The sequence below is a fragment of the Saccharopolyspora sp. NPDC002376 genome, from assembly GCF_053593195.1.
The window spans coordinates 69,153-94,487 of sequence record NZ_JBSFBZ010000028.1; the positions used below are offsets into that span (position 1 = coordinate 69,153).

The 25,335-nt window shown below is 68.3% G+C and carries 26 protein-coding genes; 9 read left to right on the forward strand and 17 right to left on the reverse strand.

What is annotated here, in order from left to right; all coding sequences use genetic code 11:
• Positions 1-104 precede the first annotated feature (104 nt).
• The gene (locus ACWCO2_RS19885) at positions 105-1,403 is read right to left on the reverse strand and encodes a 1-acyl-sn-glycerol-3-phosphate acyltransferase (RefSeq protein ID WP_450129217.1); all 1,299 of its coding nucleotides are present in this window, start codon (positions 1,401-1,403) and stop codon (positions 105-107) included.
• A gap of 42 nt (positions 1,404-1,445) precedes the next feature.
• Between ACWCO2_RS19885 and ACWCO2_RS19890 the strand changes: the two genes are divergently transcribed.
• The 5 genes from ACWCO2_RS19890 (at position 1,446) to fbp (ending at position 6,025) form a co-directional block, all read left to right on the forward strand.
• Complete coding sequence (locus ACWCO2_RS19890; RefSeq protein ID WP_450129247.1) at positions 1,446-2,105, forward strand: dienelactone hydrolase family protein; 660 nt, start codon at positions 1,446-1,448, stop codon at positions 2,103-2,105.
• Positions 2,106-2,204: 99 nt separating this feature from the next.
• Positions 2,205-3,044 carry a universal stress protein gene (locus ACWCO2_RS19895; RefSeq protein WP_450129218.1) on the forward strand — a complete coding sequence of 280 codons (840 nt, stop codon included), beginning with the start codon at positions 2,205-2,207 and terminating at the stop codon, positions 3,042-3,044.
• A gap of 42 nt (positions 3,045-3,086) precedes the next feature.
• Positions 3,087-3,728, forward strand: coding sequence for a phosphoribosyltransferase (locus ACWCO2_RS19900; protein ID WP_450129219.1), 642 nt, complete (start codon positions 3,087-3,089; stop codon positions 3,726-3,728).
• Between the two features lie 161 nt (positions 3,729-3,889).
• Positions 3,890-4,762, forward strand: a complete 873-nt coding sequence (locus ACWCO2_RS19905; RefSeq protein WP_450129220.1) for a universal stress protein — start codon at positions 3,890-3,892, stop codon at positions 4,760-4,762.
• Positions 4,763-4,906: 144 nt separating this feature from the next.
• Positions 4,907-6,025 (forward strand): fructose-1,6-bisphosphate aldolase/phosphatase, encoded by a 1,119-nt coding sequence (gene fbp, locus ACWCO2_RS19910; protein WP_450129221.1) that lies wholly within the window; start codon positions 4,907-4,909, stop codon positions 6,023-6,025.
• Between the two features lie 194 nt (positions 6,026-6,219).
• Here the strand turns inward: fbp and ACWCO2_RS19915 are convergent, their stop codons facing one another.
• The 7 genes from ACWCO2_RS19915 to ACWCO2_RS19945 form a co-directional block, all read right to left on the reverse strand.
• Positions 6,220-6,486 carry an acyl carrier protein gene (locus tag ACWCO2_RS19915; protein ID WP_450129222.1) on the reverse strand — a complete coding sequence of 89 codons (267 nt, stop codon included), beginning with the start codon at positions 6,484-6,486 and terminating at the stop codon, positions 6,220-6,222.
• Complete coding sequence (locus tag ACWCO2_RS19920; RefSeq protein WP_450129223.1) at positions 6,486-7,772, reverse strand: dihydrolipoamide acetyltransferase family protein; 1,287 nt, start codon at positions 7,770-7,772, stop codon at positions 6,486-6,488. The genes ACWCO2_RS19915 and ACWCO2_RS19920 overlap by 1 nt, the downstream gene beginning before the upstream one ends.
• 1 nt (position 7,773) lies before the next feature.
• Complete coding sequence (locus ACWCO2_RS19925; protein WP_450129224.1) at positions 7,774-8,754, reverse strand: alpha-ketoacid dehydrogenase subunit beta; 981 nt, start codon at positions 8,752-8,754, stop codon at positions 7,774-7,776.
• Positions 8,751-9,743, reverse strand: coding sequence for a pyruvate dehydrogenase (acetyl-transferring) E1 component subunit alpha (pdhA, locus tag ACWCO2_RS19930; protein WP_450129225.1), 993 nt, complete (start codon positions 9,741-9,743; stop codon positions 8,751-8,753). Before pdhA ends, ACWCO2_RS19925 begins: the two co-directional genes overlap by 4 nt.
• Positions 9,740-11,512, reverse strand: a complete 1,773-nt coding sequence (acsA, locus tag ACWCO2_RS19935; RefSeq protein WP_450129226.1) for an acetate--CoA ligase — start codon at positions 11,510-11,512, stop codon at positions 9,740-9,742. Before acsA ends, pdhA begins: the two co-directional genes overlap by 4 nt.
• Before the next feature lie 124 nt (positions 11,513-11,636).
• Entirely contained in the window at positions 11,637-12,008 is a 372-nt protein-coding gene (locus ACWCO2_RS19940; protein WP_450129227.1) for a CBS domain-containing protein, read from the reverse strand.
• A gap of 50 nt (positions 12,009-12,058) precedes the next feature.
• A complete protein-coding gene (locus ACWCO2_RS19945; RefSeq protein ID WP_450129228.1) occupies positions 12,059-12,466 on the reverse strand; it encodes an Hsp20/alpha crystallin family protein in 408 nt (135 codons plus the stop codon).
• A 447-nt stretch (positions 12,467-12,913) separates the two neighbouring features.
• Between ACWCO2_RS19945 and ACWCO2_RS19950 the strand changes: the two genes are divergently transcribed.
• Entirely contained in the window at positions 12,914-14,374 is a 1,461-nt protein-coding gene (locus tag ACWCO2_RS19950) for a bifunctional aminoglycoside phosphotransferase/ATP-binding protein (RefSeq protein WP_450129229.1), read from the forward strand.
• A gap of 12 nt (positions 14,375-14,386) precedes the next feature.
• On the opposite strand, the gene ACWCO2_RS19955 is transcribed toward ACWCO2_RS19950, so the two are convergent.
• A complete protein-coding gene (locus ACWCO2_RS19955) occupies positions 14,387-14,806 on the reverse strand; it encodes a hypothetical protein (protein ID WP_450129230.1) in 420 nt (139 codons plus the stop codon).
• Between the two features lie 81 nt (positions 14,807-14,887).
• Positions 14,888-15,307, reverse strand: coding sequence for a hypothetical protein (locus ACWCO2_RS19960; protein ID WP_450129231.1), 420 nt, complete (start codon positions 15,305-15,307; stop codon positions 14,888-14,890).
• On the opposite strand from ACWCO2_RS19960, the gene ACWCO2_RS19965 reads away from it, so the two are divergent.
• Positions 15,306-15,863 carry a GNAT family N-acetyltransferase gene (locus ACWCO2_RS19965; protein ID WP_450129232.1) on the forward strand — a complete coding sequence of 186 codons (558 nt, stop codon included), beginning with the start codon at positions 15,306-15,308 and terminating at the stop codon, positions 15,861-15,863. The two genes, ACWCO2_RS19960 and ACWCO2_RS19965, sit on opposite strands and share 2 nt — an antisense overlap.
• A gap of 154 nt (positions 15,864-16,017) precedes the next feature.
• Here the strand turns inward: ACWCO2_RS19965 and ACWCO2_RS19970 are convergent, their stop codons facing one another.
• Positions 16,018-16,236: a hypothetical protein gene (locus ACWCO2_RS19970; RefSeq protein ID WP_450129233.1), complete on the reverse strand. Its 219-nt coding sequence runs from the start codon at positions 16,234-16,236 to the stop codon at positions 16,018-16,020.
• 42 nt (positions 16,237-16,278) lie between these two features.
• Positions 16,279-16,431: a YgaP-like transmembrane domain gene (locus tag ACWCO2_RS19975; RefSeq protein WP_450129234.1), complete on the reverse strand. Its 153-nt coding sequence runs from the start codon at positions 16,429-16,431 to the stop codon at positions 16,279-16,281.
• Positions 16,432-16,670: 239 nt separating this feature from the next.
• Here ACWCO2_RS19975 and ACWCO2_RS19980 point away from each other — a divergent pair, with 239 nt between their 5' ends.
• Positions 16,671-19,208 carry a heavy metal translocating P-type ATPase gene (locus ACWCO2_RS19980; protein WP_450129235.1) on the forward strand — a complete coding sequence of 846 codons (2,538 nt, stop codon included), beginning with the start codon at positions 16,671-16,673 and terminating at the stop codon, positions 19,206-19,208.
• Between the two features lie 359 nt (positions 19,209-19,567).
• Here ACWCO2_RS19980 and ACWCO2_RS19985 read toward each other — a convergent pair whose 3' ends face one another.
• The 5 genes from ACWCO2_RS19985 to ACWCO2_RS20005 are packed head-to-tail and all read right to left on the reverse strand — an operon-like array spanning position 19,568 to position 24,197.
• On the reverse strand, positions 19,568-20,950 hold the full coding sequence (locus ACWCO2_RS19985; RefSeq protein WP_450129236.1) for a Ni/Fe hydrogenase subunit alpha: 1,383 nt from the start codon (positions 20,948-20,950) through the stop codon (positions 19,568-19,570).
• A complete protein-coding gene (locus ACWCO2_RS19990; protein WP_450129237.1) occupies positions 20,947-21,744 on the reverse strand; it encodes an NADH-quinone oxidoreductase subunit B family protein in 798 nt (265 codons plus the stop codon). Before ACWCO2_RS19990 ends, ACWCO2_RS19985 begins: the two co-directional genes overlap by 4 nt.
• A gap of 1 nt (position 21,745) precedes the next feature.
• Positions 21,746-22,564 carry an FAD/NAD(P)-binding protein gene (locus ACWCO2_RS19995; protein WP_450129238.1) on the reverse strand — a complete coding sequence of 273 codons (819 nt, stop codon included), beginning with the start codon at positions 22,562-22,564 and terminating at the stop codon, positions 21,746-21,748.
• Positions 22,561-23,031, reverse strand: coding sequence for a Crp/Fnr family transcriptional regulator (locus ACWCO2_RS20000; RefSeq protein ID WP_450129239.1), 471 nt, complete (start codon positions 23,029-23,031; stop codon positions 22,561-22,563). Before ACWCO2_RS20000 ends, ACWCO2_RS19995 begins: the two co-directional genes overlap by 4 nt.
• The gene (locus tag ACWCO2_RS20005; protein ID WP_450129240.1) at positions 23,028-24,197 is read right to left on the reverse strand and encodes a 4Fe-4S dicluster domain-containing protein; all 1,170 of its coding nucleotides are present in this window, start codon (positions 24,195-24,197) and stop codon (positions 23,028-23,030) included. Before ACWCO2_RS20005 ends, ACWCO2_RS20000 begins: the two co-directional genes overlap by 4 nt.
• Positions 24,198-24,330: 133 nt before the next feature.
• Here ACWCO2_RS20005 and ACWCO2_RS20010 point away from each other — a divergent pair, with 133 nt between their 5' ends.
• On the forward strand, positions 24,331-24,852 hold the full coding sequence (locus ACWCO2_RS20010) for a hydrogenase maturation protease (RefSeq protein ID WP_450129241.1): 522 nt from the start codon (positions 24,331-24,333) through the stop codon (positions 24,850-24,852).
• Positions 24,853-25,335: the final 483 nt, after the last annotated feature.

Sequence of the window (25,335 nt, forward strand, 5' to 3'; positions counted from 1 at the left end):
CATATCGCGAGGTCTTTGCAACTTCCTCACGGTCGTGTCCGGCGGGCACGTTGAGCTCGCTCGGTGGTCGGTCTGTCTGGCACAGCCACTGCCGGGTGGTCCGGCTACTGGGTTCGGTCGGGTTCGCCGCAGTGCTTGGCGATCATTGCGCGGGCGCGGTGCTCCAGCTCGATGGCGGCGTCCCAGCCCGGGGTCCTGGGCTTGATGGGTTCGCCGATGGTCACGTGGACCGGGTTGTGGTGGCGGAAGTGGTGGTTGCCGGGTTTGAGGATGTCGCGGGTGCCGTGCAGTGCCACCGGGATCACGGGTCGCCCGCTGCGGGCCGCCGCGATGAAGGCTCCAGCGTGGAATGGTCGCAGCCCTGGATCGGAGGAGAGGCCTCCTTCCGGGTGCATGACGAGTTGTTGGCCTTCGCGTGCCGCGTGGGTGAGCCGGTCGGTGTCGGCGACGCCCTGTTCGCGGTTGGTGCGTTCGACGAAAAGCGTGCCGAGCCGCCGGAGCAGGAATCCGATCGCTGGTCGGGTTGCGAGGACTTCTGCCGCGACGAACGTGCACCGGCCTGGCAGGGCTGCGATCAGTGCGATGTCGTCGAGGTAGCTGGCATGGTTGGCGACGACGATGCTGCTCGGGGTGCGGGCGAGTTGCTCAGCACCGGTCACGATGAGGTGTGTGCCGGTCAGGCGGGCCAGGCTCCGGGCCGCTTGGCGGGCGATCGCGGGTGCGGCTCTGGGGAGCAGTGCAGCTGCGAGGACCGTGGGTCCACCGATGGCGACCGCCAGGAACCAGCACCAAGCCGTGAAGATCGCGACGGACATCAGCTGTTCGGTCCTGCGCGACCAGGCGATCGCAGCGATCACCGGAGACCTCGCCCGCTGCCACGACAGTGAGCGGGGCGGAGCGCTGATCGTGCCCCGCTCGTACGATTCGCGGCTGGCGGTGCGGCGAATCTTCCCGCTCGGGGTCTTGGGCACGGAGCCGAGCGGAGCGAGGACGACGTCGTCGGGTGCGACGTCGAAGAGGTCGATCGCGGTGGCGGTGATGCGTTCTCGAAGTCCGGCCAGAACCGCGGGTTCGGTCTGAGGGGTTTCGGCGATCACGACGAATCGTTCGGGCTCATCCCCGCGCCCGGTGCTGGCGAATGCGACGACGCAACCGTTCCGGATTCCGGGGAGGTCGCCGACGGCCGCTTCGAGTTCTTCCGGGTGCAGGTTGCGTCCAGCACGAATGATGAGGTCCTTGACCCGGCCGGTGACGTAGAGCTCGCCGGCGTCGAGGTATCCGAGATCGCCGGTGTCCAGCCAGCCGTGGCGTACCAGAGCCTGGGTCTCCTGGGGGGTTCCGGAAACGCGCAAACCTCGGATGCGGAGGTCCTGGATCTGCTCCACCGAGCGGCACGGACCCATCCGGCTTCGGCTGGTGGCCCTGCAGAGGATCCCGACGTGTGGATGCGGGATGAGGAGGTGCGGGTCCAGGCCGGGCGGGTGCGTCTGGCCGGGCACCTCACAGTGCCCGAAGCGGAGCGTGCCGAGGGAGTTGTCGTGTTCGCGCACGGCAGTGGCAGCAGCCGGCACAGTCCGCGCAATCGGTACGTCGCAGGGATCCTCAACCGGGCCGGACTGGGGACCTTGCTGTTCGACCTGCTCGACCGGAACGAGGAACTCGACCGGGCGAACGTGTTCGACATCGAACTGCTGGGGCACCGGCTGGTCGAGGTGACCGAATGGGTGCACGCCCAGCCGGAAACCGACGGCCTGGGCATCGGCTACTTCGGAGCCAGCACCGGTGCTGCCGCCGCGTTGTGGGCCGCTGCCGAAGACCCCACCGGGGTGGCCGCTGTCGTCTCCCGCGGCGGGCGGCCTGACCTGGCTGCCGAGCGCCTGGCTGAAGTCAGGGCACCGACCTTGTTGATCGTCGGTGGTCGCGACGACGCGGTCATCGGGCTCAACCAGCAAGCCCGAGCGCTGCTCAGGTGCGAGAACCGACTGGCGATCGTGCCTGGCGCGACCCACCTCTTCGAAGAGGAAGGAACTCTCGACCAAGCCGCAGGACTGGCCCGGGACTGGTTCATCGATCACCTCACACCGGCCAGACAACCCATCCTCTGACGCTTCACCACCCGAGCGGTTGCGGCCGAGCAGGCTTGCTGGACGTGGGTACACAGCAGGTGGGCGGCTGTCCGGCGGAACGAATGGAGTGGTCGTGTCATGACGCCGAAACAGGGTCTGCCGGTGCTGGTGGGAATGGACGGTTCCGAGCAGTCGTCGGTGGCCGCGTTGTGGGCGAGCGAGGAGGCCGACCTCCGGGACGCGCCGCTTCGGTTGGTGGCGGTCGCGCAAGAGGGAGCGGACGAGGAGGCGTGGGAGTTCCTGTCGGACGCGGCGGATCGGTGCCGCAGCGAGCGTCCTCGTGCGGAGATCTTCGAGGAGATCCGGCACGGCCGTCCCATCGAAGAACTGATCTGGGCCTCCGGCGATGCGCAGCTGCTCGTGATCGGATCGCGGGGGCGCGGTCGTGTCGCTGAAGCTGTGCTGGGTTCCGTGAGCACTGCGGTGGCAATGCACGCCCGCTGCCCGGTGGTTGTCGTTCGCGACGCCCGCAACACCTTCACCACCGGACCCGTGGTGGTGGGGGTGGACGGATCCGAACCGAGCCGGGTGGCCCTGCGCTTCGCCTTCGAGACCGCTTCGACGAGGAGGAGCGGTCTGGTAGCGGTGCGAGTGTGGCGGCCGATCAACGCTGAGTACTCCTGGGCGGAAAGCCCGCCGGGCGTTTCCCTTTTCAGCTTGGACGATGCGCAGCGCGAATTGGCCGACGAGCTCGGGGAGTGGCGGGAGAAGTACCCGAACGTCGAGGTCCGCGGCGATGTCCGCTTCGGCCATCCGGTTGAAGAACTGACCTCCGCCGCGCTGCACAGCCAGTTGCTCGTGGTCGGACATCGCGGGCTTGGCGGGTTCCAACGCTTGCTACTGGGTTCGGTGGCCAGTGGAGTGTTGCACCACGTCAACAGCCCGGTGGCGATCGTCCGAAGTTTCGGCATCGCCTGAGTCGAGCCGGACACGGGACGTGGATCCGCTGGAGGTGCGGGCATGCCGTTCGGTGATCGCAGAGATGCGGGGTGGCGGCTGGCTGAGCAGCTGCAGCACCTGCGCGACGAGGACGTCGTGGTGTTGGGGCTGCCGCGAGGTGGGGTTCCGGTCGCCTTCGAGGTGGCTCGGGCGCTGGACGCTCCGCTGGACGTGATCGTCGTGCGCAAGCTCAGCGCCCCTTCCCACCCCGAGCTGGGCATGGGCGCGATCGGTGAAGACGAGGTCCGGGTGATCAACGACGAGGTGATGTGGCGAACCGGCGTCCGGCCCGGCGAACTCGCCGAGATCGAGCGAGAAGAACGTGGCGTGCTGAATCGGCGGGCTAGGCTGTACCGGGGGGACCGCGCGCGGGCGGACCTTTCGGGGCGAACGGCGCTCATCGTCGACGACGGGATCGCGACCGGCTCGACCGCGGCGGTGGCCTGCCGCGTGGCCCGCGCACAGGGCGCCGCGCGATTGGTGCTGGCGATGCCCGTGGCCCCGCCCAATGTGCTGGAGCAGTTGCGGGAGTCCGTGGATGAGCTGGTGTGCCTGGAAGCTCCGGAGGACTTCCGGGCGATTGCAGAGTGGTACGCGGATTTCCCCCATACCTCGGACGCGGATGTCGCTGAATTGCTCGATCTGGCCGCGCAGGGCTCGTGACCATCTCCCCTGGCGGACGTGCTCCCGGACGCGCGATCGTCGTGCGCAGCGGCGGAGGCGTCGAGGGGAGTGGGCCGGCAGTATGAGCAGCGCGAACGAACTCGCCGCGCCGCGCCGGTGATCGCGGTGCGGCTGGAGTTGGCGGCGATAGCGGTCTAGTCATGGGTCTTCCCGAGGTCAAGCAGCTCCTGGTGGGTATCGACGGTTCATCGGAGGCGCTGGCTGCTGCGCTGTGGACGGTTGAGGAGGCCGCGTTGCGTAGCGCACTGGTGCGGCTGCTGGCGGTCAGCGGAACGGCCGATCCCGACGAGATGCGGGGAATGGTGCGTAGTGCCGTTCAACAGTGTCGGCACGCGCACCGAGAGGTCGACATCGTCGACGAGGTCGTGCCCGGGTTCCCGGCGGAGGAACTCGTTCGGCGTTCAACCGACGCCCAACTGCTGGTTGTGGGGTCGCGTGGCCGAGGCTCGGTCGCGGAGGCGTTGCTGGGTTCGGTCAGCATCACCGCGACGCGCGAAGCGGATTGCCCGGTGGTGGTGATCCGGCGGCGTCGCACCAGTTCCGCGCCGGGGCCGGTGGTCGTCGGCGTCCACGCGCCGCAGCGCAGCGGTGCTGTGCTGCGGTTCGCGTTCGAAGAAGCAGTGCTCCGCCGGGCGGCCCTGCACGTGGTGCACGTACGCCGCCCGACGACCGGCCAGTACTCCTGGACCGAACCAGCACCGCTGACGCTGTGGTCCAGCGCGGAAGACGTCCGGGACGACATCGCCGCGCACCTATCCAGCTGGCGGAAGACGTTTCCGGACGTACCGGTGCGCGTGGACGTGCGGTGCGGAAGTCCGTCGGCCCAGCTGGCTGACGCGGCCTCGATGGCGCAGGTGCTCGTGATCGGCCATCGCGAGAGCGGGGCAGGGCTGGGGATGGTGGTGCACGGGGCCCTGCACCGCGCCGAGTGCCCGGTCGCCGTCGTCCGGGGTTCTGCTTGGCAGGAGTCCGAATCCGGGGCCGATGCGAGGAGCAACGCCGATGAACCGTGAAGCCCCGGCCCCAATGCGCCTGTGGGCCTTCGCGCTCCTGCTGCTCTTCCCCCGGCTTCGTCGGGCATCTCGATGCGACCTGAGGCCGGTCGGCCCTAGTGGTCGTCCCTCGGCGCGGCGGACAGTGTGACCTGGGAGGTTGTGATGGTTACGTTGAGCATCATCAAGGCCGATACAGGTGGTTTCGTCGGCCATTCCGCGGTGCACCCGGACATGATGGATGCGGCCCGGCAAGCCCTGGACACCGCTGTGGAGGATGGGCTCCTGCTGGATGGGAAGGTCGCCAGCTGCGGCGACGACATCTCTTTGATCATGCCCCACGAGCACGGCCCGGATGCCGAGGAGGTGCACTCCTTCGCCTGGGACGTGTTCCTGCGGACCACGGAGATCGCCAAGGGGCTCGGGCTGTACGGGGCGGGGCAGGATCTGCTGTCGGATGCGTTCAGCGGGAACCTGCGCGGCATGGGACCGGGGTATGCGGAGCTGGAGTTCACCGAGCGGCCGAGCGAGCCGGTGGTGTGCTTCCTGGCGGACAAGACCGAGCCGGGGGCGTGGAACCTGCCGCTGTACAAGGCATTCGCCGACCCGTTCAACACCGCGGGTCTGGTGATCGATGCGAAGATGCACGCCGGGTTCCGGTTCGAGGTGTACGACCTGTACGAGGAGAAGCGGATCTGGTTCGACTGCCCTCGCGAGCTCTACGAGATGCTGATGTTCATCGGGGCACCGGCGCGGTACGTGATCCACTCGGTCGAGTCGAAGACCCTGCAGGAGCAGGCGGTGGCCACCTCCACGCAGCGGTTGTCGCTGATCGCGGGCAAGTACGTCGGCAAGGACGACCCGGTGATGATCGTGCGGTGCCAGTCGGGGCTGCCTGCGCTCGGTGAGGTGCTGGAGCCGTTCGCCTTCGCCTACACCGCGGGTGGGTGCATGCGCGGATCGCACCACGCTCCGATGATGCCGGTCAGCGTCGCCGACGCGCACCCGGCTCGGTTCGACGGGCCACCGCGGGTGGTCGCACTGGGTTTCCAGGTGCATCAGGGCAAGCTGATCGGGCCGCGGGATCTGTTCGACGACCCGTCCTTCGACCGGGCTCGGGCGCAGACCAACGAGGTGATGGACTACTTGCGCCGCCACGGTCCGTTCGAACCGCACCGGTTGCCGCTGGAAGACCTTGAGTACACCACCATGGCGGATCTGGAGAAGCGCTTGGTGGACCGGTGGGAGTCGATCCCCGAGGCTGCTGTGCCCGCACCAAGGTGAGCGCCGAATCCCCTGCCCGCGAACGGTTCCCGTCAACACCGGGACGCGACTCGTGCGGTCGGTTCAGGTTTCGCATCCGCGACTCCTCTTCGCGGTTCGATGCTGCCAATGTGGTTTCCCGCGACGATCGCACTGGCGAGGGGCCAATGGCTCCGATCCGCACCTGTGGGCGCATCGTCGCGATGACCGACCGTTCACGGCGGACTCGTCGGAAGTCCGGTCAGGAATTCCGCTGCGGAGGCGGTCGTGGTGAGCTGGTCGTAGTCGTCCTCCTCGATGCGGGTGCCGACGGCGTTGCCGAGGGCTTCGACGAAGGAGAGGAAGTCCAGGGAGTCCAGTTCGAGCGCTTCGCGGAAGTCCTCACGCTCGTCCAGGGTGTCGGGGTCGGCACCGGGCACGGCCTTCCGGAGCGCGTGGTGCACCAGTTCTCGGGCGTGATCGGGTGTGATCGGTGGGGACATCACAGCTCCTCGGGATGCTGCAGGAACTTCTCGACGGCGGCGAGGTAGCGGGCGCCGGTGGCGCCGTCGCTGGCCCGGTGGTCTCCGGACAGCGTCGTGGTGACCACGGGCCGGATGCCGATGAGGTCGCCGACCGCCCACGGTCGTCGGACGACGGCGCCGAATCCGACCAGGGCCACTTGCGGCGGGTAGATCACGCCTAGGACGGATTCGGCGCCGAGGTCGCCGAGGTTGGTCGCGGTGATCGTGGCTGGCGTGGTGTCGGACGAGTGCAGTCGGCCGGTGCGGGCTCGGGAGACCAGTTCGCGCAGGCGCTGCATGACTTCGGGGAGGGGTAGCTCGGTGGCGTCGGCGATGGTGGGCGTGAGCAGGCCACCGCCGTGCAGGGAGACGGCCACTCCCAGGTGCACCGGGCCCGAGTGCTGGAAGTGGTTGTCGATCCAGTGCCCGTTGAGCTCGGGAACCTGGTGCGCGGCTAGCGCGCTGGCCTTGAGCAGGAGCGCGGCGGGCACGATCCGGTCGGCCATCTCGACGTGGCGATTGCGTTCGTGCAGCCAGTCGAGGGCGTCACCGAGGTCGATGGTGTTGGTGAGGTAGTAGTGGGGGATTTCGCGCTTCGACTTGCTCATCAGCGCTGCGATGGCTTGTCGCATGGCGTCGGTGTCCCGCTCGGTGGTCTGCGGTCGTACCGGTGCGATCGGCGGTTGAGGTGCTGCGGCGCGGACGTCGCGTGCCCGCACGGCCCCATCGGTGCCGGTTCCGGTCAGCAGACTGGGATCGACGCCGAGCTCGATGGCCAAGCGTCGGGCGTAGGGGGAGATCCGCCGGCGTTCGCCGGGCCCCGCACCGGCGGGCGGTTCGACGTGGTGGTGGATGACTGCCTCGACGTCGGCGTGGGTGATGGCGTCGTGGTGTCCGGTGCCGCGGATCGTCGCGAGGTCGACCCCGTGCTGGGCGGCGAGTTTGCGCACCGGGGGAGTGGCGATGGGCCGGTGAGGTGGGGGTTCGGCGGCGGGTTCGGGTGGTGCGGGACCGGCTGGGGCGCCGTGCGCGCCGCCGGAGATGATCGCCATGGGGGCGCCGACCGGCACCGTCTGGCCGGGCTCCACGAGCAGGCGATCGATGATGCCGGTGTCGAAGCATTCGACTTCGATGATGGCCTTCTCGGTGTCCACCGCGGCGATCAGGTCTCCCTTGTGGACGGTGTCGCCGGGCTGGACGAGCCATTCGACGAGGGTGCCCTGCTCCATGTCCGCACCGAGTGACGGCATCCGGAACTCGGCCACGTCAGCTCACCGCCCGTCGCGCGGCGGCCACCACGTCCTCGGGTTGTGGGAGTGCGGCTTCTTCGAGGTGTTTGGCGTAGGGCATGGGGACTTCGGCGCTGCACACCCGCTCGACCGGGGCGTCGAGGTCGTAGAAGCAGTGCTCGGTGATGCGGGCGCTGATCTCGGCGGAGAGGCTGCCGCTGCGCCACCCCTCGTCGATCACGACCGCGCGGTGGGTGCGGCGTACCGAGTCGAGGACGGTCGGCTCGTCCAGCGGGCGCAGCGTGCGCAGGTCGATGATGTCTGCCTCGACGTGTTCGGCGGCGAGTTGTTCGGCGGCGGTCAGCGTTGTGGGCAGGGTGCCGCCGTAGGTGATGAGCGATACGTCGGTTCCACTGCGGCGGCGGGCGGCGGTGCCGATGTCGACGGGTTCGGCCGGGTCGTCGAGCTCGCCGGTGGCGTTGTAGAGCGAGCCGTGCTCGAACATCAGCACCGGGTCCGGGCAGGCGAGTGCGGGGCGCAGCATTCCGCGGGCATCGGGGAGGGTGGCCGGGGCGATGATGCGCAGACCGGGGATGTGGGCGTACCAGCCTTCCAGGCTGTGGGAGTGCTGGGCGGCGAGTTGGCGCCCCGCTCCGGTCGTCATGCGGATGACCAGGGGAACGTTGAGCTGGCCGCCGGACATGTGCAGCAGGGTGGCGGCGTTGTTGAGGATCTGGTCGAGGGCGAGCAGGCTGAAGTTGACGGTCATGATCTCGACGATGGGCCGCATCCCGGCCAGAGCGGCACCGATGCCGGCGCCGACGAACGCGGATTCCGACAGCGGGGTGTCCCGGATGCGTTCGGGGCCGAACTCCTCCAGGAGACCGAGGCTGACGGCGAAGCATCCGCCGTAGCGGCCGACGTCCTCGCCCATGAGGAACACCCGCTCGTCCTCGCGCAGCGCTTCCCGCAACGCCTCGCGGAGGGCATCGCGGTAGGTGCTTTGCGCGGGGTTCATACCTGCTCGCTGCAGACGAATCGGGTCAGGTCCGCGGCTGGTTCGAGGGGGCCGGTGCGGGCTTCGGCCACTGCCTGGTCCAGTTCGGCGTCCACCTCGGAGTCCAGAGTCGCTCGGGCGTCGTCGTCGAGGTCGCCGTCAGTGCACATCCGGGCGGTGAGCCGGTCGATCGGGTCGAGCTGCTTCCACTGCTCGACCTCGGCCTTGTCCCGGTAGCGTTCGGCGTCGTACATCGAGTGCGCCCGGAACCGGTAGGTCCGCAGCTCCAGGAAGCACGGCCCCGGGCTGGCGCGCATGGTCTCCACCGCGCGATTCCCCGCGGCCGCTACTGCTTCGACGTCCATGCCGTCGACGGCCCAGGACGGCATCCCGTAGGAGCTCGCCCGCAGCGCCAGATCGGTTTCAGCCTGTGCCCGGGCCAAGGCGGTGCCCATGGCGTAGAGGTTGTTCTCGCAGCTGAACAGCACCGGGAGCCGCCACAGCGCGGCGAGGTTCAGGCATTCGTGGAACTCGCCCTCGGCGACTGCGCCGTCGCCGAACAGGCATGCGGTGACCTGCGGCCGGTCGCGCATGGCATCGGCGAGCGCGAGCCCGACGGCGATCGGCAGCCCGCCGCCGACGATGGCGTTGCCGCCGTAGAACCGGCGGGAGACGTCGAAGAGGTGCATCGACCCGCCGCGGCCGCGGCTGCACCCGCTGGTGCGGCCGAACATCTCGGCCATCACCGAGACCATCGGCACGCCACGAGCCAGGGCGTGACCGTGTTCGCGGTAGGTCGACACCACGGCGTCGTCGGGGCTGAGAGCCTGCATCAGCCCGGCGGCCACGGCTTCTTCACCGATGTAGAGGTGCATGAATCCGCGGATCTCCGCGGCGCTGTAGAGCTCGACGCAGCGCTCTTCGAAGCGCCGGATCCGCACCATCTGCCGCAGCAGCTCGGTGCGCTGCTTGGCCTTCGCGCCGGTTGCCGTCGCTTCTCGTCGATTCATCGAGCCTTCTCCAGCGTGGACAGGTCGCCTTCCGGCAGCCCGAGTTCTCGTGCTTTGAGCAGCCTGCGCATGACCTTGCCGCTGCGGGTGTGCGGGAGGTCGTCGTCGAAGGTGAGCTCCTTGGGGGCCACGGCACCGAGTTGACGTCGTCCGAAGGCCAGCAGCTCGGTGCGCAGCTCCTCGCTCGGGGCGTGCCCGGAGCGCAGGGACACGAATGCCTTCACGAGTTCCCCCGCGACCGGGTCCGGCTTGCCGATCACGCCGGCTTCGGCCACCGCGGGGTGTTCCATCAGCGCGCTTTCCACCTCGAACGGGCCGACCAGGTGCCCGGCGGACTTGATCACGTCATCGGCCCGCCCGACGAACCAGTAGTAGCCGTCGGCATCGCGCGCGGCGATGTCGCCGGTGAGGTACCAGCCACCGGCGAAGGAGGCGGCGTACCGGGCCTCGTCGTGCAGGTACCCGCGGAACATCGAGGGCCACCCGGGGCGCAGCGCCAGTTCGCCCTCGGCATCGGCACCGGTCAGCTCCCGCACCCGGCCGTTGCGGACCAGGGCACGACCGTCCTCCCCGCGTTCCAGCAGGCCTGCTTCGATGCCGGGAACCGGACGCCCCATGGACCCTGGCCGGATCTCCTCGGCCGGGTAGTTGCTGATCATGATCGCGCCGGTCTCCGTCTGCCACCAGTTGTCGTGGACAGGTAGTCCCAGCGCCTCCTGGCCCCACACGACGACCTCGGGGTTGAGCGGCTCGCCGACGCTGGCGATGTAGCGCAGTGCGGACAGGTCGTAGCCGGATGCCAGTTCGGGGCCGTGCCGCATCAACATCCGCAGGGCGGTCGGGGCGGTGTACCAGACGGTGACGTGCTGCTCGGCGAGCACGCGGTACCAGCGCCGCGCGTCGAACTCACCTTCATCGCTGACCACGGTGGCCCCGTGCGCCAAGGGCGCGATGATCCCGTACGAGGTACCGGTGACCCAGCCCGGATCCGCGGTGCACCAGAACACGTCATCGGGTCGCAGGTCGAGCGCCTGCTCCGCGGTGCTGTAGTGCGCGACCACCGCATCGTGGACGTGCACCGCGCCCTTGGGGGTACCGGTGGTACCGCTGGTGAAGTGCAGCAACGCCCAGTCGTCCGGCGATGTGGGAGGGATATCGAAGGCGGAATCGGCATGTGCGAGGACATCGGCCAAGTCGGTGGTTCCGGGCTCGGTGGTGCGCTCGCCCACCAGGAAGACGTGCCGGAGGTCTGGCAGAGCCGAGCGGAGTTGCCGGATCTTGTTCCGGTACAGGCGGTATGTGGTCACCAGCACGGCACCGCCGCCGATCCGCAGCCGGTCGAAGACGGGCTGCGGGCCGAAGGCGGAGAACAACGGCGCGAGCACGCAACCGGCCTTCAGCGTTCCCAGCGCCACGGTATACAGAGCTGGTACGCGCCCCAGGAGGGTGAACACCCGTTCGCCCCGTTGGACGCCATGCTCGCGCAGCACGTTGGCGAACCTGCCGGTCTGGTCCCGCAACTCGGCGTAGTCGAGCTCCGTTACCTGGTCTTGCTTGTCCACGCAACGCAGGGCCGTGGCTCGCGCCCGCACACCCGCGACGTGCCGGTCCACCGCTTCGTGAGCGATGTTCAATCCTCGACCACCGGGCAGGCCGGAGAGTTGGGAACGCGCCGTTGCCCAGTCGAATTCGACCCGGGCCCGCTCGTAGTCACCGAGGTTGGGTCGGGTGTGCAGCTCATGAGGCTTGCTGATGGGCGCCCACCGCATCACATCCCCTCTCCCCGCCCTCCTGTCCAGGTAATCTCGCGGGCGTCACGGCCGCTAGAGGACAACGGCACTCACGGGATGGACGCGATCGAGGTCGTTCGGGCGGGGGCGGTGGAGCTCCTGGTCAGAGCCACGTTTCGATCGCGAGGAGGTCGCGCATGGAGATGACGCCGATGACCATGTGCCCTTGCTTCACCGGCAGGTGGCGGACTCCGGCGTCGAGCATCCGGCGAGCGACGTCCTTGGTGTCGTCGCTGACGGTCGCTGTTTCGAGCTGCTGGGAGGCGAACGAGATGGCAGTCGACTCCTGCGGATCAGCTCGTTCCGCGATCGCTCGGACCAGGTCGCGCTCGGAGATGATGCCGATGATCCGGTCGTTGTCCAGCACGGCGAGGGCACCGACGTGATCGGCCGTCATCTTCCGCGCCACTTCGGCGAGCGGGTCGGATGCCTCGCAGGTCAAGGTCCCGGGGTGGAAGACTTCATCGACTCGCACGGCTTCCTCCCTTTCAGCCGGTGGCTGGGCGAGCGGTCGTGGTGCCGGGCTCACTGCCCCCTGCGGGCCACCGGAATTTCCTTGCGCGCCATGACTTCGCGACGCGGCATGCGGATGGTGAGGATGCCGGCCTCGTATTCGGCCTTGACCTCGTCGGTGTTGCAGCTGGTCGGTAGCAGCAGGGTCCGGCTGAACGTGCCGTAGTGGAACTCGCTGCGGCGCTCCGAGCGTTGGTCGTGCTTGCGTTCGGCGTCGATCTTGAGCTGGTTGCCTTCGACGTTGATGTGGATGTCCTCGTCGGGGTCCACACCGGGAAGTTCGCACCGAACCACGAACTCGTCCTTCTCGGCGTAGGCCTCCACCCGCATCGCGTGGCGTTCACCGAAGGGCCACTCGGTTTCGAACATCCGGAAGATGTCCGGCAGGCCCAGGCCAGGCCGGGGCTGCAAGCTGGTCATGATGTCCTCCCGAAGGCGAATGGCGACTGGATTCAGCGTCCGTCCGGCAAGCAGCGGGGGGTAGGGCCGACCGGCCCGTTCTCGCCACACGCGCAGCGGGCCGAGCGATGAACCGGTGGGGCTGCGGTGACGACTGGCTTCCCTCGGTGGAACCGGTGCGCGCCGCGCTCGAACGGGAACCGGTGAATCCCGAGTTGTGCGACCTCGGGTCGGCCGTACGGTCGGAGTGCGGAGGGACGGGCCCTGAACAGGCCTACTCGAGACGCGGGCAGAGCAGTCCCGGCGACCGTGAACGGCACTGCGGGTGGCCGCACACCGAGCAGCTGCTGCGCCACCAGGGTGCTGTGCGTGGCAGACCATCTCCCGGCGGGTGGCACCGCGCTGGGTACCCACCGCCCGAACTCGCAGTTTCCCGCCAGCTCCGCGATCGACTTCGGGAGATGCCAGATGAAGCCCAGAACTGGAGCGTCACCAGCGCCCTTCGTCGCACCGGGCGGTGTCGGAATCGTCCAGAGCCATTGCGCGGTGGTGGTCTTCATCGGCGATCGGGCCTACAAGGTCAAGAAACCGGTCGATCTCGGCTTTCTCGACTTCAGCACGGTGGCAGCCCGCGAGCGTGCGTGCCGCCGCGAGGTCGAGCTCAACCGGCGCCTCGCGCCCGACGTCTACCTCGACCTCGCCCAGGTCCTCGACGGGCACGGCAAGACCTGCGACTGGGTGGTGGTGATGCGCCGGATGCCCGCGTCGCGCCGCCTCTCGACCTTGATATCGAGCGGAGAGGATGTGCGCGCCGACGTGGAGAAGCTGGCCCGCGTACTCGCTTCCTTCCACAGCACTGCGCGGCGCGGACCGGACATCGACGTCGCGGGCAGCCGCTCGGCGCTGCGCAAGAGGTGGGTCGACAACTTCGCCGGAACCGAGCCGTTCGTCGGTACCGTCATCGACCGCGAACCCTTCGAGGAGATCGTCGCGCTCGCGCTGCAGTACCTCGACGGACGCGCACCTCTGTTCGAGGAACGGGTGCGTCGCGGATGCGTTGTGGACGGCCACGGTGATCTGCTCGCCGAGGACATCTTCTGCCTGCCGGACGAGCCACGGGTGTTGGATTGCCTGGAGTTCGACGACGCGCTGCGCTACGTCGACGGCCTCGACGACGCGGCCTTCCTGGCCATGGACCTGGAGCGGCTTGGAGCCGTCGATCTCGCGGTGGACTTCCTGTCCTCCGCGTCCCGCAGTACCACGTCCCTGGCCCACCACTACGTGGCCTACCGGGCGTTCGTCCGTGCCAAGGTCGCGTGCCTGCGATGTGCACAAGGTGCGGATGCAGCAGCGGACGCGGTGGCTCTGACCGCCATCGCCCTGCGCCACCTGCGCACCGCGCAGATCAGGCTGGTCCTGGTGGGCGGGCTTCCGGGAACGGGCAAGACGACCGTGGCCGGCGCGCTGGCCGATCGGATGGGCGCTGTCCTGCTCCGCACCGACCAGATCCGCCGCGAGCTCCCCGGTGCTGCTCAGCTCGCCGCACATGCGGGATACGGCCGAGGCCTGTACGACAGCGACAACGTCCACGACACCTACAGCGAAATGCTCGCGCGCGCCCGGACTCTGCTCGCGCACGGGGAGAACGTGGTGCTGGACGCGAGTTGGAGCAATGCCGAGGAACGCGAAGCGGCCAGGGCGGTGGCGCGCGAAACATCTGCCGCACCATCCGAGTTGCACTGCGTCGCGCCGACCGAGATCAGCGAAGCCCGCATCACCGCCAGAACCGACGACGCCTCGGATGCGACAGCGGAGATCGCTGCGCGCATGGCACGTCAATTCGCGGTCTGGCCCCAAGCAACCCGCATCGACACCTCGGGGCGCCCGGGCACAGCAGCATCCGAAGCCTGGGAAGCACTGGAACCCTGATTGCGGGCGGCATCAGCAGGTCTTCGGGTTCTCGGGAGGGGAGATTTCCGCCGGGGGCGCTGGATCCAGCAGGTGACGGTGGAAGAAGTCGAAGATCCGATCCCAAGTGGCTGCTGCCGACTCGTGGTGGCCCAGTCGCCGGGGGATGAACACCTGGACATGGCCGTCATCGGCCGACTTGATGCGGAATGAAGTCAAGTGCGGACCCGTCGTGATCTCGACGGTGCACAGCTCTGTCCTATGTGGAGTTGATTGATCGTGCTGATCCGTTCGGCGATTTCGGACGGGGATGGTGGACGGGATCAACCAACGAACCGGATCGGTTGAGCGGTCAGCCACTGGCCAGGAGGACAACACCGAGCACGGGTGCAGTCCGTTGCCGCAGATGGCGTCCGCATCCATCCTCACGATCGCGTCGGTTGGCTGCTGCATGCAGTACCGGTTCGGGCATCTCCGACCACGTCAGCAGACCTGGGTAGTCGTGGCCAGCGCTTTCATCGTCGGCTCCTGCTGTCAGGGCTGCTCTTGCATTCTGATGAACTGCCCGTGCCAGGTGTGGTACCAAACCGCTCTGTTCTGGGCGTTGACCGACAACATGCCGACGATCTGGTCACCTCGCAGGGTGTCGTAGCCGGGAAATGCCGTGGCGTCGGCTGCGTGGAGACCAGGTTGGTTGCGCTGCAGCCATTGGTCGGCGATCTGCTGCGCTCGCTCCGGCCCGATCGCTGCGGGGGTGGCCTGGTTGATGGCCATCATCGAGTAGTGGGTGTTCCACATCATCGCCGGACCCCACTCGATCTGCACACCACCGCTAGCTGGGTCGACGAGCACTCGTCGAGCGATCCGCGACCCGCGCGGCATGAACACCACCGACGGCCGTCGGCCGGAAAACCGGTGGCAGACCCGGCCAGCCCACGGTGAAGATCGCGGCATGTCCGACTTCCTGGAGACCGACCGGCTCGTCCTGCGCGCGTTCACGACGGCCGACATCGACCACCTGCTCGCCCTGGACAACGACCCCGAGGTCATGCGCTTCATCAACGGAGGTCGTCCCACCAGCCGCGAGGCCATCGAGACGCGGGTCCTGGCGGGACTCCTGCATGACTACCCGTGCTGGGAGACCCGCGGCTACTGGGCCGCGCAGGAGAAGACCACCGGCACTTTCCTGGGCTGGTTCGAGTTCCGGCCGTTGGACGAGCACAGCACCGCCGTGGTCGAACTCGGCTACCGCTTGAACCAGGCGGCATGGGGGCACGGCTACGCCACCGAGGGGTCCCGGGCCCTGATCCACAAGGGGTTCACGGACCTGGAGGTCGAGCGGGTCACGGCGAACACCATGACCGTCAACACCCGTTCCCGCCGCGTCATGGAGAAGTCGGGCCTGTGTTTCGTCCGGAACTTCACCGGGGACTGGCCGGAAGCGATCGAGGGCTCCGAACACGGTGAAGTCGAGTACGAACTCACCCGGACCGAGTGGGAACAGCGGTAGACGTCGACGGCCCAGTCCACAACTCTTGACAATTTCTCGAAGTAGACCGGAGCATTCGCCAGGCCGCTATCGGCCGTGTCGGTACGGCCATGTTCAGTCGCGCACTTCCGGTAGACGCGAGCGTGATGCTGGTCGGCCTCGTGCTGTGGCGTTACTACCGGTTTCCGCTACCTCCGGTCATGCCCCACATCATCAAAACCATCATCAGCACGCAGACGACCGCGACGAGCACGAAGCCGACATTGACCACTCCGGTGGCGACCAGGGCAATTGCGATCGCCAGCATCGGGACGCAGCAGACGATCATCATCCAGTGGTGCCACCCGCGGTGCTTGCCGCCGGTGCCACGCGCGGGGCCGGACGAGCTGGTCATCGCAAGCCTCCACAACGACAGCCGGGTTCGGCAAGGGACGCCTTATGGCGTTCTGTGTTTCAGCGAGGCCGGGGTGTAGCCGAGACTGCGGTACAGCGGGCAATGTCCCAGTGCACCAGTGACTGCGAGATCGGCTCCCGCCAGTACCAGCAGGATGCCCAGGGCGATCGCGACGAGCCCGGAGGTCGACGTCAACAGCAGGCACCCGCGAGGATCGCGGCAAGGCCGACCGCGACACGACCGACTCGCTCCGGCGGGGTGATGTTCAGAACGGGGCGCCTCATGGGTACCTCCCTGGCGTATAGCCCCAGTGTTAGCGGGGCCGAGCCGGCCAGTAGAGGCGAACGGCCCTGTCTGCTCGAAGGCCGGCCGACGCGTCTCGGCGACATGTGAGGCGCTCGTTGACGAGGGCGCTGTTCCGGTGAGAGGTCCACATGTCTGTTGTCGACTTGGTCGTGCTGGTCGTCGCCGCAGCGGGCGTGAGTGTGGTGGCCTGGTACTTCTTCGGCCCCCGGAGCGCCCGTACCGCTGAGCTGACCGGCGGGGTGCAGCGCGTCGAGGTGACGGTCCGGGGCGGGTATCGACCGGAGACGATCCGGGTCCGGCAGAACGTGCCTGTTGAGCTGGTGTTCAACAGGCAGGAGGAAGGGGACTGCACCTCCCGCGTGGTTTTCGCCGCTCTCGGAGTCACTGCCGCGCTGCCCGCGTTCACCCGGACCGCGGTGTGCCTGACCCCCACGCGAGCGGGGTCGTTCGGGTTCGCCTGCGGGATGAACATGATCCACGGCAGGCTCGTGGTGGAGCCTGATGGCCAGGCCGGTAGTGAGGCCCGTGTGGAGGGGCCATCCGAGAGCGCCCCGGTGGTGACCGGCGCAGGGGCGGCTGAGGAGGAGGCTGCGCAGGCTGCTGAGCGCGCCGCGGAGATCAAGGACTTGACCCGCCGAGTGGTCGTGGGTGTGGTGTTGACGGTGCCGGTGCTGTTCGCGGTCATGGCGAGCGAGCTGTTCCGCGTCAGCTGGGTGCCGCCGGTGCTGCTCGACCGGTGGCTGCAGCTGGTGTTGATCACGCCGGTGATGCTGTACGTGGGCTGGCCGATTCACCGCAGCGGGTGGCTGACGCTGGCGCATCGCAACGCCGACATGAACAGCCTCATCACGTTGGGCACCGTCGCGGCCTACGGCTACAGCCTCGTCGTCACCTTCGCCCCCGGTGCGTTCCCGTCCGAGGCGCGGGAGGTGTACTTCGAGGCCGTCGGGGTGATCCTGACGCTGATCCTGCTCGGTCGATTGTTCGAGGCCCGCGCCAAGGCAGGCACCGGGGAGGCAATCCGCGACTTGCTGGGCATGCAGGCCCGCACCGCGCGCGTGGTCCGCGACGGGGTCGAAGCCGAGATACCCGTCGAGGAGGTGGCGGTCGGCGACGAGATCCGCATCCGGCCCGGGGAGAAGATCCCGGTGGACGCCACCGTGCTCTCCGGCAGTTCAGCAGTGGACGAGTCCATGGTCACCGGAGAACCGATGCCAGCGACCAAGCACGCCGGCGACACCGTCATCGGCGCCACCATCAACGGCACCGGCTCCCTACGGGTCCGAGCGGCCAAGGTCGGCGCCGACACGATGCTGGCCCAGATCATCCGCCTGGTGCAGGCCGCGCAGGCCTCCCGCGCACCGATCCAGCGCCTGGCCGATGCCACCTCGGCGTACTTCGTGCCCGCAGTGATCGTCATCGCGATCATCGCCTTCGCCGCGTGGTTCATCGTCGGACCGCCCCCAACGACGACCAATGCCCTGGTGTCCGGGGTGGCGGTGTTGATCATCGCCTGTCCCTGCGCGCTGGGGCTGGCGACACCGTTATCAATCATGGTCGGTACCGGCAAAGGCGCGAAAGCCGGGATCCTGATCCGCTCCGCCGAGGCGTTGGAGACCGCGCGCAAGCTCGACACCATCGTGCTGGACAAGACCGGCACCATCACCCGAGGTGCACCAGCCCTCACCGACCTCCACGTCACCGGCGACCGCGACGAGCGGGAGCTGCTCGCGCTGGTCGCCGCTGCCGAGACCGACAGCGAACACCCGCTGTCGGCGGCGATCGTGGCCGGAGCGTGGCAGCGCGGCCTGGAGGTGCCACAGGCGGCGAACTTCACTTCGATCACCGGCAAAGGTGTGCGTGCCACGGCTGCGGGCCACACCGTGCTGGTCGGGACCAGAACGCTGCTGGCCGACGCGGGGATCGACGCCAGCGAACTCGATCAGCCCGCTGCCGCGTTCGCGGAGCAGGGCAAGACCGCCATCCTGGCCGCCCTGGACGGCGAGCCCGCTGGTGTGCTGGCGGTGGCCGACACGGTCAAGGACGACTCGGCCGCCGCGATCGCCGCGCTGCACCGACTCGGCATCGAGACCGCCATGATCACCGGGGACGACGCGCGCACGGCCGCGGCCATCGCAGGCCAGGTGGGGATCTCCCGCGTGCTCGCCGAGGTGCTGCCGGAACACAAGGCCGACGAGATCCGCCGCCTGCAAGCAGAAGGGCGCCGTGTGGGCATGGTCGGCGATGGCATCAACGACGCCCCGGCGCTGGCTGCCGCCGACGTGGGGTTGGCGATCGGCACCGGTACCGACATCGCCATCGAGTCCGCCGACATCACGCTCATCTCCGGATCGGTGAGCGGGGTTCCGGTCGCGATCCAGTTGTCGCGAGCGACCATGCGCAACATCCGCCAGAATCTGTTCTTCGCACTCGTGTACAACGCCGTCGGCGTGCCCATCGCCGCAGGTGTGCTGTACCCGGTGCTGGGCCTGCGCCTGTCGCCGATCCTGGCCGCCGCAGCGATGGCCTTGTCGTCGCTGTCGGTGGTGGGCAACTCCAACCGCCTGCGCCGCCACCGCACCACGCCGCCACGAGCAGCGGGCCGTGCCACCGGACAGCCGCAGGTGGAGACCCGAGCCCCGACATCCGCTTCTGACCAGAAATGATGACGCCCCCATGCCATCCCCAGAGCCCGGCGCCGAAGCGAGTTCCGCGCACGGTGACGAGGCGTCGTGACAGTTGGACTGCACCAGTTTCGACCAGGCAGCACAGTGGCGGCGGAAGACTCTCTGGGCGCTGGGCAAGGGCTACCCACAGGTTGGCGCCCATCCCCCGATAACTGGTCCGGAACCCTGCACCTCCGCTCGGGCATCGGCGCACACGGCAGCGTCAGTTCGAACGAGGATGGCGTTCGACCAGCCCCTACCTGGTGAACACAGAAGAGCGCACCAGGTAAAGCCCGTCATGAGGGGAGCCCGGACACCGCGTTGTCCGAAGTTTGGGAAGCACTGGCACCCTGAACCGATCACCGAATACGGGGCTCTTCGCGATCGACGGTGAGGTCGAGGAAGTGGGCCGAGCAGGAGATGCACGGGTCGTGGTTGCGGATCGCCTTCTCGCACAGGATGGTCAACTCGGCATCCGCGGTTCGCCCGCTGTCCAGGCTTTCCTGCACGAGGTGACGTAGGTCGTCCTCGATCGCTCCTTGGTTCTGGGCGGTCGGCGGGACGATGCTCACCTCGGTGAGCGTTCCGTCGTCTCGCATTCCGTACCGGTGGTACAACAAGCCCCTGGGTGCCTCCGTCGCACCGTGGCCGGTTCCAGCGCGCGGGGGAACATCGAAACTGGGGTTGGGAACCGGATCGTAGGTGCCGATGATGCGCAGCGCTTCGTCGACTGCGTAGAGCACCTCGATCGCTCGGACGATGATGCTGCGAAACGGATTGCGGCACACCGCCCCCTCACGCGGATCGCCGAGTCCTGCGTCTTGGGCGGCTTCGAGTGCTATCGGGGACAGCCAGCGCCCGCTGATCGCATAGCGGGCGAGCGCCCCGGTCAGGTGGCGGCACCCGTCGAGACGGGAGTGCAGCGCGGTGGAGTGCGGTACCTGGGTCTCAACGACGTGGTCGCCGAAATCCCGGACGTCGAACGTGCGGGTGGACAGCGCGCGGTTGGTGTCGGCGGGTAGTCCGGCCGCACTCGGGCTCGTCATCGCTGTCGGGGTGCCGGATTCGATCGCGTAGGTACCGGGCTCGGCCAATGCCAGCAGGTCGTGGTCGCACCCGGCGTCGGGGAAGTCGAAATCCGCCACCCAGCGCACGGTCGCCGCGGCATCGTCGCGGGCGCGGCGCAACCGCTCGGCCAACGGGCGCAGTTCGGACGAGGCCGGAATGCGGTGGAAACCACCGAGACGCGTGTTGATCGGGTGGATCGCACGGCCCCCGAGCAGTTCGACGATCGCGTTGCCCGCTTGTTTGAGGCGAAGGCCGCGCTCGACATCGGTGCGATGGGTGCGGGCCAGGTCGGTCGCGCTGTCCGCACCGAGGAAGTCGACCGCGTGGAGCAGGTAGATGTGCAGGGCATGGCTTTCGATCCACTCCCCGCAGTACATCAGCCGGCGCAGTGCCGCCAGCTGACCGCCCACCTCCACACCGCACGCATCCTCGATCGCTCGGCAGGCGCTCAGCTGGTAAGCGACCGGGCAGATCCCGCACACCCGAGCGGTGATGTCGGGGGGTTCGCGGTACGAGCGTCCGCGCAGGAACGCCTCGAAGAACCGCGGGGGCTCGTAGATCTCCAACCGGGCTTCGGCGAGCTCATCGCCCTGCAGGCGCAAGTGCAGCGCGCCTTCGCCTTCGACGCGGGCGAGGGCACCGACGCGCAGCACCTTCGAGTTGCGGTCGGTCACTCGTGCCGCTCCTCTCGGGATGCCGCGTCGAACTCCGGGGCAGCGGTGTTGAAGGTGCGCAAGACCCGCACCACGTCGAGCGTGTCCATCCCGTCCCGGTGGAGAAGCGGTATGAAGGAGCCGAAGTTGGTCGAGTTGGACGGGCCGAAGCAGCCGTAGCAACCGCGTCCGTAGGTCGGGCAGAGAGCGCCGCAACCGGAATGCGTGACCGGCCCGAGGCACGGCGTTCCACGCGCGACGGTTACGCACACGTTGCCGCGCCGTTTGCATTCGAAGCACACGCTGTGGGCTGGCACGTCCGGCGTGCGCCCGGCGAGGAACGCGGTGATGACCTCGATCAGCTGACCTCGGTCGATCGGACAACCGCGCAGCTCGAAGTCGACGGGCACGTGCTCGCTGATCGGAGTGGAGGTGGCCAGGGTGTCGATGTAGTCCGGTCGGGCGTAGACGGCTGCGAGGAACTCGGCGACGTCGGCGTAGTTGCGCAGCGCCTGAACACCGCCTGCCGTGGCGCAGGCGCCGATGGTCACCAACCGCTTCGATGAGCTTCGGATGTGCTGGATCCGCTCGGCATCGTGCTGCGTGGTCACCGACCCTTCGACCAATGACAGGTCGTACGGTCCCGGACCGGGGGCGCTGGAGGCCTCGAGGAAGTAGGAGATCTCCACGTTCTCGGCGATGCCGAGCAGTTCGTCCTCGCAGTCCAGCAGGGTCAGCTGGCAACCGTCGCAGGAGGCGAACTTCCACACGGCGAGTTTCGGCTTCCTGGGGCGGCGGACGTCGTCAGCAGGCATGTCACAACTCCCGTACTGCGAGGAGGGGGTCGGCCCGCCTCCAGCTCACGACAGGACCATCTCGGCACAGCAGCAGCGGTCCGAGTTGGCAGTGGCCGCAGTGGCTGGTTCCGCACTGCATGTTGCGTTCGAGCGCGACGTCGATCCGGTCCGCCGGAACACCGCGATGGACCAGGTCGCGGGCGGTGGCCCGGATCATCACCTCCGGGCCGCAGAGGAACGCCGCCGAGTTGCCCGGGGCGAAGTCCGCTCGGTCGAGCAGCGTGCTGACGAGCCCGACATCGCCCGTCCAGGCCTCGTCCGGTCGGTCCACGGTGACCAGGACCCGGGCTCCAGCCGCCTGCCAGCTGCGGACGTGCGCGGGGTAGAGCAACTCACCAGGGCTTCGCGCTCCGATCAGGACGTTGAGCCGCCCGTACTGCCCGGGAGTGGAGAGTGCTTCAAGCACCAGGGTGCGCAGCGGTGCCAGCCCGATACCACCGGCCACGACCAGCAGATCGCGGCCTCGGGCGCGGGGCAGCGCCCAGCCGGTGCCGAACGGACCGCGTACGCCGACCAGCCGACCGGGGCGCACCTCGTTCAGCGCTCTGGACGTCGCGCCCACAGCCCGAATCGTGTGAGTCAGGCGATGTCCCTGGATGCCGCTGACCGAAACGGGGATATCACCGACGCCGAACGCGTACACCATGGCGAACTGCCCGGGAGCGAAAGGTGGCAGTGCCGAACTCGTCGGTTCCAGGACGATCGTCGCGATGTTCGACGAGTTCTCGGTGCGTTCCACGACGCGATACGGCTGCGGCAGAGCGGCAACGGCGGTCACGACCTGCCACCGCCCTCCTCGGTGCGTCCGACTCCGTAGAGGTCCAGGAGGCGGAGGCGGGCGGCCTTCAACCTCCGGGCGATCACCTGGGCAACCCGGTCGGCCAGCACCAGGCCGAAGGCAGGATCGGCATCACGTGCGGCACGCACCCGCTCGGCTTCGAACTCGTAGGCCTGCACTGGGCCGAGCGTTCGCGCCCCAAGGTGCCAGCGGTACGGCTCGAACATCCAGGACCAGCCGAGCAGTTCGTCATCACCGATGGTCTCCACGACGATCGAGCCGCGGCCCGGGATGTGGATGTCGAGTGCGACGAGTCCCGAACGGATGATCCAGAACCGATCGGCCCGGCCGTCCTCGTCGAAAATCCGCGTGGCAGCGGGGAAAGAGGCGTCGTGGGCGAGTTCGAGCAGCCGCTCGCGATGTTCGGGTGGCAGCGCGCCGACGAAGCCGTGCCGGACGACCGTCACGAGCGGTCCTCGTCGAACGCGGCGGACTCCGCCGCGGAGGCTGCCCTCTCGTCGTTGAGGGCGTGGGCTTCTTCGGTGATGTCGATGCCTACCGGGCACCAGACGATGCACCGTCCGCAGCCGACGCACCCCGAGCTGCCGAACTGGTCGTACCAGGTGCCGAGCTTGTGGGTGGCCCACTGCCGGTAGCGGCTGCGCTGTGAGGCGCGGACCGGGCCGCTCGGCAGGTGGGTGAACTCCACGTCGAAGCAGGACTCCCAGCGCCGCCACCGCTCGGCGTGGTCGCCGGTGAGATCGGTGACGTCTTCGACCGTGGTGCAGAAGCAGGTAGGGCAGACCATGGTGCAGTTGCCGCAGGTCAGACAGCGCGACGCGACGTCGTTCCAGCGCTCTGCCGCCAACGTGTCGCGCATCAGCACGTGCAGATCGACTGCTGGCATGGTGCGGCCCATGCGCCCCGCGGCTTCCTTCACGCGTTCGTGCGCTGCAGCACGGCTGTCGTCGTCGGCCGAGCGGTGAGGCAGCTCGGCCAGTACCGACTCGCCCTCCTCGCTGCCGGCGCGGATGTAGAAGCGGTGCCCGACGCCGTCGAGCACTTCGGTCAGTACCAGGTCGTAGCCGGGCCCAGCGGCCGGCCCGGCGTCCATGGAGGCGCAGAAGCACGTGGCACCCGGATCGGTGCACTCCACCGCCACCAGGAAGGCCCGCTCGCGCCGCCCGCGATAAACAGGATCTGCGAACTGTCCGCCGGTGAGCACCCGGTCCTGCACCGCGATGGCCCGCAGATCGCACGGACGCACGCCGAGAAACGCGTAGGACGGGGGAGGAGTGGTGTCCTCGAAAACCGTGAAATCGCCGTCGGATCCGCGTTCGGCGGTCCACTGCCGGATCCGCTGCGGGTGGAGGAACGTCTTCCAGGACTGCGGTCCCGCGCTGTTGGCGAACACGGCACCGTCCTCGCGTGCACGCAGCCGGTAATGACCGGCCTCCAGCTCGACTCCCCAGCCGTAGGGGAGCTCGTCACCGCTGGAGATCTCGGCCAGCACGATCGCCCCGTCGCGGACGGTGGGCCCGATGACAGTGCGGCCGCGACCGGTCAGAACCGAGACCAACGCGTCCAAACCACTCGCGTCGATCACTGCTTCGGAGCCATCGCTGTTCGCCATCGCCATCTCCCGGCGCCGAGGGTGCTGTTGGCGGAAGTATGGCGATCCGCCGACGGCCCCGCATGGCGGTTGCGGCCTTGGGCCCGCACCATGCCCCGAGGTGCTGAATAGCGGAAGGAGGAAGGGAAGGCGCATGAATGTCCCTTCCCGGATAGCTGTCATCGGGGTCGGCAACGAATACCGCCGTGACGACGGTGTCGGCTGGGCGGTTTTGTCATACCTGAGCGAACGAGCGCGCAGCCGGCCGCTACCAGCCGGTACCACGCTCAACACGTGCGACGGCGACATCACCCAGCTGATCGCCGCGTGGGAAGGCGCGCAGCTGGCCATTGTGGTGGACGCAGCGCGTGCGTGCCCAGCCAGTCCTGGCCACGTGCACCGGCTGGAGATCGGCGACGAACAGCCGTGGCAGACGGGCATCGGGACCAGTTCGCACGGGCTCAGGCTCCACGACGCGATCGAATTCGCCCGCGTGCTGGACCGGCTTCCCCGACAACTGGTCGTCTTCGCGGTGGAGATCGCGGACACGGACCTCGGCGTTGGGCTGTCGCCGCGGGTCGCGAACTTGGTGCGTCCCCTGGCGCTGCGAATCGAGGAGGAGATCGCACATGTTGCTGGGTGCGTGACCGATCTGCGCAGTCCAAGAATTCAGTGACGGACAGCTTGGCTCTGGCTCGATCATCGAGGTCCCGGCCGTCTTCGTCGGTTCTCCGGCAGGACCTCGGACGCAGCAGCGGTCGTCGCTTGGTGAAGCAGGTGGGTGCTCAACTCAGCCATTGACCGCGATCCGCTACCAGCTGGCAGCCGCAACAGCGACGTGGAAGTCCTTATGGGTATCCACACCGAGGATGATCTGGCTGTCGGTCTGAGGCTGTGGCAGAACGCTGGTCATGGCGTTGTCTCCTGGTCTACTCGCCGAACACAACAGGCCACCGCCGACCGTGACGGTCAGACCTGTGACGGTGCCGGACGCGAAGGCCCCTATCGAGACACGCTCACCAAACCGACGGCGGCACGCCCTGCGCCGGGTCGTAGCCGACTGGTCACACTCAAGGCATCAAGGCCAGGCACGATACGGGTCAGACCACGACCCGGAACAAGGCCCCACCATCCTCACAGGCACGATAGGTGATCACGT

Coding starts and splice junctions, on each gene's coding strand:
- ACWCO2_RS19950 (WP_450129229.1), top strand. CDS start 12,914: ATGAAGCCCAGAACTGGAGCGTCACCAGCGCCCTTCGTCGCACCGGGC.
- ACWCO2_RS19955 (WP_450129230.1), bottom strand. CDS start 14,806: ATGCAGCAGCCAACCGACGCGATCGTGAGGATGGATGCGGACGCCATC.
- ACWCO2_RS19900 (WP_450129219.1), top strand. CDS start 3,087: ATGCCGTTCGGTGATCGCAGAGATGCGGGGTGGCGGCTGGCTGAGCAG.
- ACWCO2_RS19990 (WP_450129237.1), bottom strand. CDS start 21,744: ATGCCTGCTGACGACGTCCGCCGCCCCAGGAAGCCGAAACTCGCCGTG.
- acsA (WP_450129226.1), bottom strand. CDS start 11,512: ATGCGGTGGGCGCCCATCAGCAAGCCTCATGAGCTGCACACCCGACCC.
- ACWCO2_RS20010 (WP_450129241.1), top strand. CDS start 24,331: ATGAATGTCCCTTCCCGGATAGCTGTCATCGGGGTCGGCAACGAATAC.
- ACWCO2_RS19915 (WP_450129222.1), bottom strand. CDS start 6,486: ATGTCCCCACCGATCACACCCGATCACGCCCGAGAACTGGTGCACCAC.
- fbp (WP_450129221.1), top strand. CDS start 4,907: ATGGTTACGTTGAGCATCATCAAGGCCGATACAGGTGGTTTCGTCGGC.
- ACWCO2_RS19925 (WP_450129224.1), bottom strand. CDS start 8,754: ATGAACCCCGCGCAAAGCACCTACCGCGATGCCCTCCGCGAGGCGTTG.
- ACWCO2_RS19970 (WP_450129233.1), bottom strand. CDS start 16,236: ATGACCAGCTCGTCCGGCCCCGCGCGTGGCACCGGCGGCAAGCACCGC.
- ACWCO2_RS19945 (WP_450129228.1), bottom strand. CDS start 12,466: ATGACCAGCTTGCAGCCCCGGCCTGGCCTGGGCCTGCCGGACATCTTC.
- ACWCO2_RS19895 (WP_450129218.1), top strand. CDS start 2,205: ATGACGCCGAAACAGGGTCTGCCGGTGCTGGTGGGAATGGACGGTTCC.
- ACWCO2_RS19980 (WP_450129235.1), top strand. CDS start 16,671: ATGTCTGTTGTCGACTTGGTCGTGCTGGTCGTCGCCGCAGCGGGCGTG.
- ACWCO2_RS19890 (WP_450129247.1), top strand. CDS start 1,446: ATGCGGGATGAGGAGGTGCGGGTCCAGGCCGGGCGGGTGCGTCTGGCC.
- ACWCO2_RS19885 (WP_450129217.1), bottom strand. CDS start 1,403: ATGGGTCCGTGCCGCTCGGTGGAGCAGATCCAGGACCTCCGCATCCGA.
- ACWCO2_RS20005 (WP_450129240.1), bottom strand. CDS start 24,197: ATGGCGAACAGCGATGGCTCCGAAGCAGTGATCGACGCGAGTGGTTTG.
- ACWCO2_RS19905 (WP_450129220.1), top strand. CDS start 3,890: ATGGGTCTTCCCGAGGTCAAGCAGCTCCTGGTGGGTATCGACGGTTCA.
- ACWCO2_RS19960 (WP_450129231.1), bottom strand. CDS start 15,307: ATGCCGCGATCTTCACCGTGGGCTGGCCGGGTCTGCCACCGGTTTTCC.
- pdhA (WP_450129225.1), bottom strand. CDS start 9,743: ATGAATCGACGAGAAGCGACGGCAACCGGCGCGAAGGCCAAGCAGCGC.
- ACWCO2_RS19965 (WP_450129232.1), top strand. CDS start 15,306: ATGTCCGACTTCCTGGAGACCGACCGGCTCGTCCTGCGCGCGTTCACG.